Below are 15,367 nucleotides of genomic sequence, written 5' to 3'. Positions count from 1 at the left end.
TGGTACCGGAAATGACGCCGTGTATTACTTCACTGTAATAAATTGCTTGCCATGCCAAATCCCAATGCGGGTGCGACTGTTTGACACATCGCTTTTCTGCAATCTTATTTTTGTACCTGGCATGACGTAATAACGCTCGCGACACCCGCGTCCCCGATCCTGTGACGCCTCTTTGCAGGCTCCGTAAGCAATGACCCGAAACGAGACGTTGCCTTTGTTGGTGATGACATCCCCGTCACGACCGTATTCGAATCGTTCCTTGCGTGGCGCCACGACCAGTATTGTCCCGATTTCTGCCGACGCCGTCGCAATCGCGGCTTTGCCAGCCTTAGTCGATGCGCTTTCGCTTACGGGTTCGTCAACCCACTGCAGCCGGTAATAACGTTCTTTATCATCTTCTGGCCCTTTATAGAAAAAGCGAAAAACATCTTTTGCATCACCGGGTAAAATAAGGCTCGCCGGTGTAGAAAGTAATTCTCCCGACGTTTCAAATTGCATTTCTGTTCCGTCAGGCAGCGGTGAAGAGAGCCTTTTTACGGTAACGCTCACATAGCGGGCGGAATCAGTGGTGTTGATAATTTCTTTTGATAACGCGTTTTGATCGGCCGTCATTATTGACGTGATATCACCCACATTAATCGCCAGACTGGAAAAGGATACGACCATCCCTGCCAGCGCTGCGAGTGGCAAATATTTCTTCATCAGTGCATTCCTGCGAAATTCGGGAGAGAGCCTCTCCCGAATTAATATTCATTACGCTGGAGTGGTCCAGGTTGCATTGAACTGAACTTTTACGTCACCCGTCCAGTAACCATCTGGCAGCGCAGAATAGTCAGTTACAGCAGTCGAACCGTCAGAAGTCGCTGAAGCGATGGAGAATTTGAAGCTGGACTGATCGCTTACACGCTCAGCGCCGTTATAGGCGCCATCGGCCAGCAGGCTTTCCAGACCTGAAGTGGAAGCCGCATTCACCAGAACGGTTTCGGCAGAGTTAGACAGCGCCTGACCATTCCATGCCACGCCCACATTCAGGGTAGATGCATCACCGCTTGCATTGGTCAGCGTATTGCTGATGACCTGAGCAGTCAGTTCAAAATCGGTTGCACTTTCCTGTCCCTGAATCGTCACATCAAAAGCGCCATCCTGAGTGTTAAACCCATTCAGGCCCTCTGCATACTGGAACGTCAGCGAGTTCAATGGGGTCACGACCAGCAGGCTGGTTGTATCTTTCGTTGCCGTTGCATCCCATGATGCGGTGGCAGATGCCGTAACATCAGCCATAGCATTTGCAGCAGCAAATACAGAAACCAGAGAGGCCACCAGTAATAATTTTTTCATTTTCATCTCCTGAGAACAAACGTACTGCCAGGTGCCATTTAATAAATAACCTGGAAGCTCCATTTAAATGCGAACGGGATTTACCGCGCCGAAAAAGTATTATTTGAATTATGTTTCAGGACAACCAATCGAATGACGAAAAAACCCTCCGTCGTTAGGATTTTTCTCATAATCATTCATGACGAGATCGCTTAAATAAAAACATAAAACCATTTAAATAACATTTTTAAAATAAAAATCTATAATTATCGCAATTTTAGGTAATTTAAACTGTTTTAGCTTTTTGATACAAATCAAAAGTGGTGCAATGAAAGGAATAACAAAAACATATTTCAAATCAAATAAATACGTCACATTGCAAAAAATCATTAGTTTGTTAATGATTTGATAACAAGATGAAAAATATTGGTATAACAGAGAATATTCCGATCCTTACATGATGAATAATGAAATTTTCCTAAAGACAAATTAAATAATAAAACCAATTGTTATCTTTCTCCGTTTCTCACCCGGCAGATAAATAATAAGAATATTTCAGGTGGCAGGGAATATTCCTGGTAAATTATGCACTGGCAATTGATCCGATTTGAAGGCCGTCTCACGCCGCGCCCCTCCCCCTGCCAATCAGACAAATCCAGACAGTCTTCCATATTTCCTCCATTTTTCTGCCGTGTTGCCTGACTAAACTAGTATCATTCCCCGAAGTATTCAGGATGAGAACGTATAACGATGAAAGGCAGTAACAAATCCCGCTGGGCAATCGCCGCTGGCATCATTGTGGTGGCTCTTGCCGCCGCCTGGTTCTGGCACAATCACTCTTCTGACACTTCCGCAGGTGCCAGCAGTCCATCACAGCGTCCCGCGAGTGGCGGGCGTCACGGCATGCGCGGCGGTGCGCTGGCTCCCGTTCAGGCGGCTACTGCGGTAAATAAAGCGGTGCCCCGTTATCTCTCCGGGCTGGGAACCATTACCGCCGCCAACACCGTTACGGTTCGCAGCCGTGTGGACGGGCAGCTGATGGCGCTTCACTTCCAGGAAGGCCAGCAGGTTAAAGCCGGGGACTTACTGGCGGAAATTGACCCAAGCCAGTTTAAAGTCACCCTCGCGCAGGCGCAGGGCCAGCTCGCGAAAGACAAGGCCACGCTCGCGAACGCCCGACGCGATTTGGCACGCTATCAGCAACTGGTGAAAACCAACCTGGTATCGCGTCAGGAACTGGATACGCAGCAGTCTCTGGTCAGCGAAGCGCTGGGCACCCTTAAAGCTGACGAAGCCGCCGTGGCCAGCGCACAGTTACAGCTCGACTGGAGCCGCATCACCGCCCCGATTGACGGCCGCGTCGGTCTGAAGCAGGTTGATATTGGCAACCAGATTTCCAGCGGCGATACCACCGGTATCGTGGTCATCACCCAGACGCATCCTGTCGATTTAGTCTTTACCCTGCCGGAGAGCGACATCGCAACCGTGGTTCAGGCGCAAAAAGCCGGCAAAGGGCTGGTTGTGGAGGCCTGGGATCGCACCAACAAGCAAAAATTGAGCGAAGGCACCCTGCTCAGTCTGGATAACCAGATTGACACCACCACCGGCACCATCAAGTTAAAAGCCCGCTTTAACAATCAGGATGATGCGCTTTTCCCGAATCAGTTCGTGAATGCGCGGATGCTGGTCGCAACGCAGGAAAATGCGGTCGTTATCCCAACGGCGGCGCTGCAGATGGGCAACGAAGGGAACTTTGTCTGGGTGCTTAACAGTGAGAATAACGTCAGCAAGCATCTGGTGAAAACCGGCATTCAGGACAGCCAGACGGTGGTGATCAGCGCCGGCCTTTCCGCAGGTGACCGCGTGGTTACCGACGGTATTGATCGTCTCACCGAGGGGGCGAAAGTCGAAGTGGTAGAAGGCCAGCAACAGCCTGCTAAGCAGGGAGCGACGTCCTGATGCAGGTTATGCCACCGAGCTCTACAGGTGGGCCTTCACGCCTGTTTATTCTGCGCCCTGTTGCCACCACGCTGTTAATGGTGGCAATCCTGCTGGCCGGGATTATTGGCTATCGCTTCCTGCCCGTCTCGGCGCTGCCGGAAGTGGATTATCCCACCATCCAGGTGGTCACCCTTTATCCGGGTGCGAGCCCTGATGTGGTGACGTCGGCCATCACCGCACCGCTGGAGCGCCAGTTTGGTCAGATGTCTGGCCTGAAGCAAATGTCCTCGCAAAGCTCCGGCGGAGCTTCCGTGGTGACGCTGCAGTTCCAGCTTACGCTCTCACTCGACGTTGCCGAACAGGAAGTACAGGCCGCGATTAACGCGGCCACCAACCTGCTGCCATCCGACCTGCCCAACCCACCGGTCTACAGCAAAGTAAACCCGGCGGATCCGCCGATCATGACGCTCGCCGTCACCTCCTCCGCCATGCCGATGACTCAGGTCGAAGACATGGTCGAAACGCGCGTGGCACAGAAAATTTCACAGGTCTCTGGCGTGGGACTGGTTACGCTTGCCGGCGGTCAACGTCCGGCGGTGCGCGTGAAGCTCAATGCCCAGGCCATCGCCGCGCTGGGCCTCACCAGCGAAACTATCCGCAGCGCCATCAGTAACGCCAACGTCAACTCGGCAAAAGGCTCGCTTGATGGCCCAACCCGGGCCGTGACCCTCTCGGCGAACGATCAAATGCAGTCCGCGGATGAATATCGACAGCTGATCGTCGCGTACCAGAACGGTGCGCCGGTGCGTCTGGGCGATGTGGCAACCGTTGAGCAAGGTGCGGAAAACAGCTGGCTCGGCGCCTGGGCCAACAAACAGCAGGCGATCGTGATGAACGTCCAGCGCCAGCCGGGTGCCAATATCATTGAAACCGCAGACAGCATTCGCACTATGCTGCCGCAACTGATTGAAAGCCTGCCCAGGTCAGTTAGCGTGAAAGTGCTGTCTGACCGGACCACCAATATTCGCGCGTCCGTGACTGACACCCAGTTTGAACTGATGCTGGCGATTGCGCTGGTGGTGATGATCATCTACCTGTTCCTGCGTAACGTGCCGGCGACCCTCATTCCTGCCGTCGCCGTGCCGCTCTCACTGGTGGGAACATTTGCCGTCATGGTGTTCCTCGATTTTTCGATAAACAACCTGACGCTGATGGCCCTTACCATTGCCACCGGCTTTGTGGTCGATGACGCTATCGTTGTTATCGAGAACATCTCGCGCTATATCGAAAAAGGTGAAAAACCGTTAGCCGCGGCGCTGAAAGGAGCGGGCGAGATCGGCTTTACCATTATCTCCCTCACCTTCTCACTGATTGCGGTACTGATCCCGCTGCTGTTCATGGGCGATATCGTCGGGCGTTTGTTCCGCGAATTTGCCGTGACGCTGGCCGTCGCCATTCTGATTTCCGCCGTGGTGTCACTGACCCTCACGCCAATGATGTGCGCCCGTATGCTGAGCCACGCCTCCCTGCGCAAGCAAAACCGCTTCTCGCGCGCCTCTGAGCGGATGTTCGAACGCATTATTGCCGCTTACGGACGGGTGCTGGCGAAAGTGCTTAACCATCCATGGGCAACCCTTGGCGTGGCGCTTGGTACGCTGGCGCTCAGCGTTATGCTGTGGATTTTCATCCCGAAAGGCTTCTTCCCGATTCAGGACAATGGCATTATCCAGGGCACGCTTCAGGCACCGCAGACGGTCTCCTTCGCTAACATGGCGCAGCGTCAGCAGCAGGTGTCAGAGATCATCATGAAAGATCCGGCAGTAGAGAGCCTGACCTCGTATGTCGGTGTCGATGGCACCAACCCGTCGCTGAACAGTGCCCGTCTGCAGATCAACCTTAAACCGCTTGACGATCGCGATGACCGCGTGCAGACGGTAATCGACCGCCTGCAAACTGCCGTGGCGCGCGTCCCGGGTATTGAGCTGTACCTCCAGCCAATTCAGGATTTAACCATCGATACCCAGGTGAGCCGTACCCAGTACCAGTTCACGCTGCAGGCCACCACCCTTGATGCACTCAGCACCTGGGTACCGCAACTGGTGGATAAACTCAACGCCCTGCCGCAGCTCTCGGACGTCAGCAGCGACTGGCAGGACAAAGGGCTGGCGGCATATGTGAACGTCAACCGTGATACCGCCAGTCGGCTTGGGATCACCATGGCCGACGTGGATAACGCGCTGTATAACGCTTTCGGTCAGCGTCTGATCTCCACCATCTATACCCAGGCGAATCAGTATCGCGTGGTGCTGGAACACAACACGGAAAACACGCCCGGACTGGCCGCGCTCGTTTCGGTGCGCCTGACCAGCAAAGACGGGGGCATCGTGCCCCTCAGCGCCATCGCGACGGTGGAAGAGCGCTACACACCGCTGTCGATTAACCATCTGGATCAGTTCCCGTCCACCACCATCTCGTTTAACGTACCGGACGGTTATTCGCTGGGCGAAGCGGTGGAGTCCATTCTGGCCGCAGAGAAGACGCTGAACTTCCCGTCTGATATTCAGACCCAGTTCCAGGGCAGCACGCTGGCGTTCCAGGCCGCGCTGGGCAACACCATCTGGCTGATTGTCGCGGCCGTGGTGGCGATGTATATCGTGCTCGGTGTGCTGTATGAAAGCTTTATTCACCCTATTACCATCCTCTCCACCCTGCCAACGGCGGGCGTGGGGGCGCTGCTGGCATTGATGCTGGCGGGGAGCGAGCTGGACGTGATTGCCATCATTGGGATCATCCTGCTTATCGGGATCGTGAAGAAAAACGCCATCATGATGATCGACTTTGCCCTTGCCGCCGAGCGCGAGCAGGGGATGTCGCCGCGCGAGGCAATTTTCCAGGCCTGCCTGCTGCGTTTTCGCCCGATCCTGATGACCACGCTCGCCGCCCTGCTAGGTGCCCTGCCGCTGATGCTCAGTACCGGTGTTGGTGCCGAGCTGCGTCGTCCGCTGGGGATTGGTATGGTCGGTGGCCTGCTGGTAAGCCAGGTCCTGACCCTGTTCACCACGCCGGTCATTTATCTGCTGTTTGACCGTCTGGCGCTGTGGACGAAAAGCCGCTTCCCGAAACGTGAAGAGGAGGCGTAAATGAAGTTTTTCGCCCTCTTCATTTATCGCCCGGTGGCGACGATTTTACTCTCACTCGCCATCACCCTGTGCGGCGTCCTGGGCTTCCGGCTGCTGCCGGTGGCCCCGCTGCCGCAGGTGGATTTCCCGGTGATCATGGTCAGCGCCTCGCTGCCCGGTGCATCACCGGAAACCATGGCCTCGTCGGTTGCCACACCGCTGGAACGTTCACTCGGGCGAATTGCCGGGGTCAACGAGATGACCTCCAGCAGCTCGCTTGGCAGCACGCGCATCATTCTGGAATTCAGCTTCGACCGGGATATTAACGGCGCCGCGCGCGATGTGCAGGCGGCGATCAACGCCGCGCAGAACCTGCTACCGAGCGGGATGCCGGGCCGTCCGACATACCGTAAAGCGAACCCGTCCGATGCGCCGATCATGATCCTGACGCTTACCTCAGACACCTATTCGCAGGGGCAGCTGTACGATTTCGCCTCCACCCAACTGGCGCAGACTCTTGCCCAGATTAACGGCGTGGGTGATGTCAGCGTTGGCGGAAGCTCTCTGCCCGCCGTGCGCGTGGGCTTAAACCCGCAGGCGCTGTTTAACCAGGGTGTTTCACTGGACGATGTGCGCTCCGCCATCAGCAATGCAAACGTGCGCAAACCGCAGGGGGCCATTGAGGACAGTAGCCACCGCTGGCAGATCCAGACTAACGATGAGCTGAAAACCGCTGCGGAATACCAGCCGCTGATCATTCACTACAACAACGGTGCGGCGGTGCGCCTGAGCGATGTCGCGAGCGTCACCGACTCGGTGCAGGACGTGCGCAACGCAGGGATGACCAACGCCAAACCGGCCATTTTGCTGATGATCCGCAAGCTGCCGGAAGCCAATATTATTGAGACGGTGAACGGTATCCGCGCGAGATTGCCGGAACTCCAGCAGACCATCCCGGCGGCGATCGATCTGCAGATTGCCCAGGATCGCTCCCCCACCATTCGCGCCTCGCTTGAAGAGGTAGAGCAGACGCTTGTGATCTCCGTTGCGCTGGTGATTCTGGTGGTCTTCCTGTTTCTGCGTTCAGGCCGGGCCACGCTGATCCCTGCGGTGGCAGTGCCTGTCTCGCTGATCGGGACCTTCGCGGCGATGTACCTGTGCGGATTTAGCCTTAACAACCTGTCGCTGATGGCGCTGACGATTGCCACCGGCTTCGTGGTGGATGACGCCATTGTGGTGCTGGAGAACATCTCGCGCCATCTGGAGGCGGGGATGAAACCGCTGCAGGCCGCGCTGCAGGGAACGCGAGAAGTGGGCTTTACGGTACTGTCGATGAGCCTGTCGCTGGTGGCGGTGTTCCTGCCGTTACTGCTGATGGGCGGCCTGCCTGGCCGGCTGTTACGGGAATTTGCCGTCACGCTCTCGGTCGCCATCGGTATTTCATTGATCGTGTCTCTCACGCTCACGCCGATGATGTGCGGCTGGATGTTAAAACGCAGCAAGCCCCACTCTCAGCCGCGCCGTAAGGGGTTTGGTCGCTTCCTGCTGGCGATGCAGGAGAGCTATGGCAAGTCCCTGAAGTGGGTGCTGAGGCATACGCGCATCGTCGGCCTGGTGCTGATTGGCACCATCGTGCTCAACGTCTGGATGTACATTACTATCCCGAAAACCTTCTTCCCGGAGCAGGACACCGGGGTGCTGATGGGTGGGATCCAGGCAGACCAGAGTATTTCGTTTCAGGCCATGCGCGGCAAGCTGCAGGACTTTATGAAGATCATCCGCGAAGATAAAGCGGTAGATAACGTGACCGGCTTTACCGGCGGTTCGCGGGTGAACAGCGGGATGATGTTTATCACCCTGAAGCCGCGTGACGAGCGCAATGAAACCGCCCAGCAGGTTATCGATCGCCTGCGCGTTAAGCTCGCCAAAGAGCCGGGCGCTAATCTGTTTTTGATGGCCGTTCAGGATATCCGCGTCGGCGGGCGTCAGGCTAACGCCAGCTATCAATACACGTTACTCTCTGACGATTTAGCCGCCCTGCGCGAGTGGGAGCCTAAGATCCGCAAGGCGCTGGCCGCCCTGCCACAGCTGGCGGACGTTAACTCCGATCAGCAGGACAACGGCGCAGAAATGGCGCTGACCTACAATCGCGAAACCATGTCACGTCTGGGGATTAACGTCGATGCCGCCAACAGCCTGCTGAACAATGCCTTCGGCCAGCGTGAGATTTCCACCATCTACCAGCCCATGAACCAATACAAGGTGGTGATGGAGGTGGACCCGCGTTACACCCAGGACATCAGCGCGCTGGACAACATGTTTGTGATTAATAACGACGGTAAGGCGATCCCGCTCTCTTACTTTGCCAGCTGGCAGCCGGCGAACGCGCCGCTGTCGGTGAACCACCAGGGCCTTTCGGCGGCATCGACCATCTCCTTTAACCTGCCAGCCGGTTCGTCCCTCTCTGAGGCCAGCGATGCAATCAACCGTGCGATGACCCAGCTTGGCGTGCCGTCCACGGTACGCGGCAGTTTTGCCGGTACCGCGCAGGTGTTCCAGGAGACGATGAATTCGCAGGTGATTTTGATTCTGGCCGCCATTGCGACGGTCTATATCGTGCTGGGCGTGCTTTATGAAAGCTACGTCCATCCGCTGACCATTCTCTCCACGCTGCCGTCGGCGGGCGTCGGGGCGCTGCTGGCACTGGAGCTGTTCGGCGCGCCCTTCAGCCTGATTGCGCTGATTGGTATCATGCTGTTAATTGGCATCGTGAAGAAAAACGCCATCATGATGGTGGACTTCGCGCTGGACGCCCAGCGAAATGGCAACCTGACGCCAGAAGAGGCCATATTCCAGGCCTGTCTGCTGCGTTTTCGCCCGATCATGATGACCACGCTGGCGGCGCTGTTTGGCGCGCTGCCGCTGGTGATTTCCGGCGGTGACGGCTCAGAATTGCGCCAGCCGCTGGGGATCACCATTGTCGGGGGGCTGGTGATGAGCCAGCTGCTGACGCTCTACACCACGCCGGTGGTCTATCTGTTCTTTGACCGTCTGCGGGTGCGTTTTTCGCGTAAAAACAGAACGATGGTAACCGAATAAATGACCGACCTCCCACGTCACGTACGCTGGCAGCTGTGGATTGTCGCCTTCGGCTTCTTTATGCAGTCGCTGGATACAACCATCGTCAATACCGCCCTCCCCTCGATGGCAAAAAGCCTGGGGGAGAGTCCGCTGCATATGCATATGGTGATTGTCTCCTATGTATTAACGGTGGCCGTTATGCTTCCGGCCAGCGGCTGGCTGGCGGACAAAGTGGGCGTGCGGAATATCTTTTTCACCGCCATCGTGCTGTTTACCACAGGCTCGCTGTTTTGCGCCCAGGCGAATACGCTGGATCAACTGGTGATGGCCCGCGCGTTACAGGGCATTGGCGGGGCGATGATGGTGCCTGTCGGGCGGCTGACGGTGATGAAGATTGTGCCCCGCGAGCAGTATATGGCCGCGATGACCTTCGTCACCCTGCCAGGCCAGGTCGGCCCGCTGCTTGGCCCGGCGCTGGGCGGAGTGCTGGTGGAGTATGCCTCCTGGCACTGGATCTTCTTAATCAACCTGCCGGTGGGCATCATCGGCGCGATTGCCACCCTGATGCTGATGCCTAACTACACCATGCAGACCCGGCGCTTTGATTTCCTGGGTTTTATCCTGCTGGCGGCGGGGATGGCGATGCTCACCCTCGCGCTTGATGGCCAAAAAGGCCTCGGGATTTCCGCCCTTACGCTTGGCCTTCTGGTGGCGCTCGGCATTACCGCTATCCTGTGGTATCTCTGGCATGCCAGAGGTAACGAGAGCGCGTTGTTCACGCTCGATCTGTTTAAAAACCCTACCTATCGTCTGGGCCTGTTCGGGAGCTTTGCCGGGCGCGTCGGCAGCGGCATGTTGCCCTTTATGACGCCAGTCTTTTTGCAGATTGGAATGGGATTTTCACCGTTTCACGCCGGCTTGATGATGATCCCGATGGTACTTGGCAGCATGGGAATGAAACGCATCGTGGTGCAGGTGGTTAACCGTTTTGGTTATCGCCACGTCCTGGTCGCCGCGACGCTTGGGTTAGCCCTGGTGAGCCTGCTGTTTATGGCCGTGGCGCTGCTGGGCTGGTACTACGCGCTGCCGCTGGTGTTGTTCTGCCAGGGCATAATTAACTCTGTGCGCTTTTCATCAATGAATACCCTGACGTTAAAAGCACTCCCGGATGACCTGGCGAGCAGCGGAAACAGCCTGCTGTCGATGATCATGCAGCTCTCCATGAGCGTAGGGGTGACCCTTGCCGGTTTACTGCTCGGCATGTACGGACAGCATCATCTCAGCGTCGACACGCCGGTCGCCCATCAGGTCTTTTTGTATACCTATCTCAGCATGGCGGTGATTATCGCCCTGCCCGCGTTCATCTTCGCCAGAGTGCCGGATGATACCCGTAAGAACGTCGTTATCCGACACGGCAAAAGGAGTGCACCATGAAATTCTGGCGTCCGGGCATTACCGGTAAACTCTTTGTGGCGATATTTGCCACCTGTATCGTGCTGCTGGTCACCATGCACTGGGCCGTGCGGGTCAGTTTCGAACGGGGTTTTATTGATTACATCAAGCATGGTAATGAACAGCGTTTACAGGGGCTGAGCGATGCGCTGAGCGATCAGTATGCCCTGCACGGTAACTGGCGTTTTCTGCGCAATAACGACCGCTTCGTATTCCAGATCCTGCGCTCGCTTGAGCATGATACCGGTGACGATCGCCCGGGGCCCGGGATGCCGCCGCACGGCTGGCGCACCCAGTTCTGGGTGATAGACCAGGATATGCGCGTACTGGTTGGCCCGCGCGCGCCCATTCCGCCGGATGGCACAAAGCGGGCGATCACAGTGAATAACGCCACCGTCGGCTGGGTGATCGCCTCGCCGGTTGAACGCCTGACGCGTAACACCGATATCAACTTTGATCGTCAGCAGCGCCGCACCAGCTGGTTGATTGTCGCGCTCTCCACCCTGCTGGCCGCGCTCGCGACCTTCCCGCTGGCCCGTGGCCTGCTCGCGCCGGTTAAACGGCTGGTGGAAGGGACGCATAAGCTGGCCGCCGGGGATTTCTCCACCCGCGTCGATACCCGTAGCCAGGACGAACTCGGCAAGCTGGCGCAGGACTTTAACCAGCTCGCCAGCACCCTGGAAAAAAACCAGCAGATGCGACGCGATTTTATGGCTGATATTTCCCATGAACTCCGCACGCCGCTGGCGGTGCTGCGCGGCGAGCTGGAAGCTATTCAGGACGGCGTGCGTCAGTTCACTCCCGAATCGGTGGCCTCGCTGCAGGCGGAAGTGGGCACGCTGACCAAACTGGTCGATGATCTCCACCAGCTCTCCATGTCAGACGAAGGCGCGCTGGCCTATCAGAAAGCGCCCGTCGATGTGATAAACGTGCTGGAGGTGGTAAGCGGTGCCTTCCGCGAACGTTTCGCCAGCCGCAACCTGAAAATCGATCTCTCACTGCCTGACAGCGCCGTGGTGTTTGGCGACAAAGATCGCCTGATGCAGCTGTTCAACAATCTGCTGGAAAATAGCCTGCGCTACACCGACAGCGGCGGTGGCCTGCATATTTCCGGCAAACAAGAAAACGGGCATTTTGCCCTGACTTTTGCGGATTCCGCCCCCGGCGTGCAGGATGCACAGCTGGAAAAACTGTTTGAGCGATTTTATCGCACCGAAGGCTCCCGCAATCGCGCCAGCGGCGGGTCCGGTCTGGGACTGGCGATTTGCGTAAACATCGTCGAGGCCCATAATGGCACGATCCGCGCCGCCCATTCGCCTTTTGGCGGGGTAAGCATTACAGTAGAGTTACCTCTGGAACGGGATTTATCGAGAGAAGCATGACCGAGTTACCGATTGACGAAAACACGCCACGCATTTTGATTGTCGAAGACGAGCCGAAGCTCGGGCAGTTACTGATCGACTATTTACGCGCGGCAAGCTATGCCCCCACGCTTATCAGCCATGGCGATCAGGTGCTGCCTTATGTGCGCCAGACGCCGCCGGACCTGATCCTGCTGGATCTGATGCTCCCCGGAACCGATGGCCTGACCCTGTGCCGGGAAATTCGTCGCTTCTCAGACGTGCCGGTGGTAATGGTGACGGCGAAAATCGAAGAGATCGACCGCCTGCTGGGCCTCGAAATTGGCGCGGACGATTACATCTGCAAGCCATACAGCCCGCGTGAAGTGGTCGCGCGCGTAAAAACCATTCTGCGCCGCTGCAAGCCCCATCGTGAACTGCAGGTACTGGACGCGGAAAGCCCACTTATCGTCGATGAAAGCCGCTTCCAGGCGAGCTGGCGCGGCAAGCTGCTGGATCTCACCCCCGCCGAATTCCGCCTGTTGAAAACCCTCTCCCACGAGCCGGGGAAGGTCTTCTCCCGCGAGCAGCTGCTGAACCGTCTGTATGATGATTACCGCGTCGTGACTGACCGTACCATCGACAGCCATATTAAAAACCTGCGCCGCAAGCTGGAAGCGCTCGATGCGGAGCAGTCATTTATCCGCGCGGTGTATGGCGTGGGCTACCGATGGGAAGCGGATGCCTGCAGGATAGCCTGAGCATTTAGTTTACCGAACCCGCCTGCTGGCGGGTTTTTCATTTCTGGAAAGCAACGAAGAATCAACCATACTCACATTACCGGTTCGCTTATTGATAACTGGTGCAGATAATTCCACTTCGTTCAAGGAGTTCCTATGTCTGGTTGGTTCGAGTTAAACAAAAGCAGTGATGGTCAGTTCAGGTTTGTTCTCAAAGCAGGAAACGGAGAAACGATCCTGACCAGTGAGCTTTACACCACCAAAAATTCCGCCGAAAACGGTATCGCCTCCGTTCGCACCAATAGCCCTTCTGATGAACGTTATGAGAAGAAAGTGGCCACCAACGGTAAATTCCACTTCAATCTGAAGGCCGGGAATCATCAGGTTATTGGCAGCAGCCAGATGTATGCCTCGGAACAGTCGCGAGATAAAGGCATCGCGTCGGTCAAAACTAACGGTTCAAGCCAGACGGTAAAAGACAATACCTGACGACACGCCTCCGGCCGGGTTAGCGATGGTACGACCCGGCGCTTTACCTCCCTGTCCCTCAGCGCTACAATGCCCGCCCTTAAAGTGGGGGATCTCCCCTTACCGCTGCACCTGGTGCATGCGGATCTGACCTGTCATCAGAACGAGAACAAACATGTTTAAACCGGAACTCCTTTCCCCGGCGGGAACGCTGCAAAATATGCGTTACGCTTTCGCCTATGGCGCTGACGCCGTCTATGCTGGCCAGCCGCGCTACTCGCTGCGCGTGCGTAACAATGAATTCAACCACGAGAACCTGCAGCTCGGCATTAACGAAGCACATGCCCTGGGCAAAAAATTCTACGTGGTGGTCAACATTGCGCCGCATAACGCCAAGTTGAAAACGTTCATCCGCGATCTGAAGCCGGTGGTTGATATGGGACCGGACGCGCTGATCATGTCGGACCCGGGTTTAATTATGCTGGTTCGGGAGAACTTCCCGGAGATGGATATTCACCTCTCCGTTCAGGCCAACGCCGTTAACTGGGCAACGGTGAAATTCTGGAAACAGATGGGGCTGACCCGCGTCATTCTGTCTCGTGAACTTTCGCTGGAAGAGATTGAAGAGATCCGCACGCAGGTGCCGGATATGGAAATCGAAATCTTCGTTCACGGCGCGCTGTGCATGGCCTACTCCGGTCGTTGCCTGCTCTCGGGATACATCAACAAGCGTGACCCGAACCAGGGTACCTGCACCAACGCCTGCCGCTGGGAATATAACGTTCAGGAAGGCAAAGAAGACGACATCGGCAATATCGTCCACAAACATGAGCCTATCCCGGTGACCAACGTGGAGCCAACCTTAGGCATCGGCGCGCCAACTGACAGCGTGTTCATGATTGAAGAGGCCAAACGTCCGGGTGAGTACATGACCGCCTTTGAAGACGAGCATGGCACTTACATCATGAACTCCAAAGACCTGCGTGCGATTGCGCACGTTGAGCGTCTGACGCAGATGGGCGTGCATTCCCTGAAAATTGAAGGCCGTACCAAGTCCTACTACTACTGCGCGCGTACTGCTCAGGTGTACCGTAAAGCCATCGACGATGCCGCTGCCGGCAAGCCGTTCGATACCAGCCTGCTGGAAACCCTGGAAGGCCTGGCGCATCGCGGTTATACCGAAGGCTTCCTGCGTCGTCACACCCATGACGATTACCAGAACTACGAACACGGCTATTCCGTTTCCGAGCGCCAGCAGTTTGTCGGTGATTTTACCGGTGAGCGCAAAGGTGCGCTGGCCGCCGTTGCGGTCAAGAACAAATTCACCAAAGGCGACAGCCTGGAGTTAATGACCCCGCAGGGCAACATGAACTTCACCCTGGAACATCTGGAAAACGGTAAAGGCGAAGCAATTGACGTGGCGCCAGGCAACGGCCATACCGTCTGGCTGCCGGTACCCGAAGAAGTGGAGCTGGAGTTTGCGCTGCTGATGCGTAATTTCAACGGTGAAAGTACCCGTAACCCGCACAGTAAATAATCAAGCAGGGAAATTTTTTCGCGCTGGGATAATTCTTAGAATCGGATCACATACCGCTTCGTTCAATACGGGTATTATCCCCCCGCTGAAAAACATAACCCATAAATGCTAGCTGTACCAGGAACCACCTCCTTAGCCTGCGTAATCTCCCTTACGCGGGCTTATTTTTTTGTACAATTCAGTCCACTTATTAAGAATGCAATTGCATAGACCCACCATATGAAGGGTGTGTATTCGCGATAACGTATGCCGGAATACCGTTCATGAAAATCGGACGGACCTATGATATTCATCACAACTATTATTGGATCTGGTAGGCGGGAGTGTTATTCAGAGCATTCCTAATTCCCGACCATAGCATGCCCTTTACTC

Annotated in this window: 10 protein-coding genes; 8 read left to right on the top strand and 2 right to left on the bottom strand. The window is 56.1% G+C overall.

All coding sequences use genetic code 11. From position 1 onward, the window contains the following. Positions 1-24 precede the first annotated feature (24 nt). Positions 25-702 (bottom strand): hypothetical protein, encoded by a 678-nt coding sequence (locus AM410_RS15155; RefSeq protein WP_014170844.1) that lies wholly within the window; start codon positions 700-702, stop codon positions 25-27. A 51-nt stretch (positions 703-753) separates the two neighbouring features. Next, entirely contained in the window at positions 754-1,338 is a 585-nt protein-coding gene (ecpA, locus tag AM410_RS15150) for a common pilus major fimbrillin subunit EcpA (protein ID WP_020883247.1), read from the bottom strand. Between the two features lie 729 nt (positions 1,339-2,067). Here ecpA and AM410_RS15145 point away from each other — a divergent pair. The 8 genes from AM410_RS15145 to trhP all read left to right on the top strand — a co-directional run bounded on the left by AM410_RS15145 (position 2,068) and on the right by trhP (position 14,995). Continuing rightward, positions 2,068-3,276 carry an MdtA/MuxA family multidrug efflux RND transporter periplasmic adaptor subunit gene (locus AM410_RS15145; RefSeq protein ID WP_020883246.1) on the top strand — a complete coding sequence of 403 codons (1,209 nt, stop codon included), beginning with the start codon at positions 2,068-2,070 and terminating at the stop codon, positions 3,274-3,276. Next, positions 3,276-6,398, top strand: a complete 3,123-nt coding sequence (locus AM410_RS15140; RefSeq protein WP_073396132.1) for an MdtB/MuxB family multidrug efflux RND transporter permease subunit — start codon at positions 3,276-3,278, stop codon at positions 6,396-6,398. Before AM410_RS15145 ends, AM410_RS15140 begins: the two co-directional genes overlap by 1 nt. Beyond that, a complete protein-coding gene (gene mdtC, locus AM410_RS15135) occupies positions 6,399-9,476 on the top strand; it encodes a multidrug efflux RND transporter permease subunit MdtC (RefSeq protein WP_073396134.1) in 3,078 nt (1,025 codons plus the stop codon). Next, positions 9,477-10,892, top strand: a complete 1,416-nt coding sequence (locus AM410_RS15130; protein ID WP_014170850.1) for an MFS transporter — start codon at positions 9,477-9,479, stop codon at positions 10,890-10,892. Then, positions 10,889-12,292: a two-component system sensor histidine kinase BaeS gene (gene baeS, locus AM410_RS15125; protein ID WP_020883244.1), complete on the top strand. Its 1,404-nt coding sequence runs from the start codon at positions 10,889-10,891 to the stop codon at positions 12,290-12,292. Before AM410_RS15130 ends, baeS begins: the two co-directional genes overlap by 4 nt. After that, the gene (baeR, locus tag AM410_RS15120; protein WP_014170852.1) at positions 12,289-13,011 is read left to right on the top strand and encodes a two-component system response regulator BaeR; all 723 of its coding nucleotides are present in this window, start codon (positions 12,289-12,291) and stop codon (positions 13,009-13,011) included. Before baeS ends, baeR begins: the two co-directional genes overlap by 4 nt. Positions 13,012-13,146: 135 nt before the next feature. After that, positions 13,147-13,479: a YegP family protein gene (locus tag AM410_RS15115; RefSeq protein ID WP_014170853.1), complete on the top strand. Its 333-nt coding sequence runs from the start codon at positions 13,147-13,149 to the stop codon at positions 13,477-13,479. 154 nt (positions 13,480-13,633) lie between these two features. Further along, entirely contained in the window at positions 13,634-14,995 is a 1,362-nt protein-coding gene (trhP, locus tag AM410_RS15110) for a prephenate-dependent tRNA uridine(34) hydroxylase TrhP (protein WP_014170855.1), read from the top strand. Positions 14,996-15,367 lie beyond the last annotated feature (372 nt).

This window comes from Enterobacter cloacae complex sp. FDA-CDC-AR_0164, from assembly GCF_003071645.1.
In the GTDB taxonomy this organism is placed as follows: domain Bacteria; phylum Pseudomonadota; class Gammaproteobacteria; order Enterobacterales; family Enterobacteriaceae; genus Enterobacter; species Enterobacter ludwigii.
Note: the sequence above shows the minus strand (reverse complement) of the source record. Positions and strands in the feature narration are given on the sequence as shown.

What these genes read in the sequence shown, in the direction of transcription:
- AM410_RS15155 (WP_014170844.1), bottom strand. Translation starts at nt 702, where the DNA reads ATGAAGAAATATTTGCCACTCGCAGCGCTGGCAGGGATGGTCGTATCC.
- ecpA (WP_020883247.1), bottom strand. Translation starts at nt 1,338, where the DNA reads ATGAAAAAATTATTACTGGTGGCCTCTCTGGTTTCTGTATTTGCTGCT.
- AM410_RS15145 (WP_020883246.1), top strand. Translation starts at nt 2,068, where the DNA reads ATGAAAGGCAGTAACAAATCCCGCTGGGCAATCGCCGCTGGCATCATT.
- AM410_RS15140 (WP_073396132.1), top strand. Translation starts at nt 3,276, where the DNA reads ATGCAGGTTATGCCACCGAGCTCTACAGGTGGGCCTTCACGCCTGTTT.
- mdtC (WP_073396134.1), top strand. Translation starts at nt 6,399, where the DNA reads ATGAAGTTTTTCGCCCTCTTCATTTATCGCCCGGTGGCGACGATTTTA.
- AM410_RS15130 (WP_014170850.1), top strand. Translation starts at nt 9,477, where the DNA reads ATGACCGACCTCCCACGTCACGTACGCTGGCAGCTGTGGATTGTCGCC.
- baeS (WP_020883244.1), top strand. Translation starts at nt 10,889, where the DNA reads ATGAAATTCTGGCGTCCGGGCATTACCGGTAAACTCTTTGTGGCGATA.
- baeR (WP_014170852.1), top strand. Translation starts at nt 12,289, where the DNA reads ATGACCGAGTTACCGATTGACGAAAACACGCCACGCATTTTGATTGTC.
- AM410_RS15115 (WP_014170853.1), top strand. Translation starts at nt 13,147, where the DNA reads ATGTCTGGTTGGTTCGAGTTAAACAAAAGCAGTGATGGTCAGTTCAGG.
- trhP (WP_014170855.1), top strand. Translation starts at nt 13,634, where the DNA reads ATGTTTAAACCGGAACTCCTTTCCCCGGCGGGAACGCTGCAAAATATG.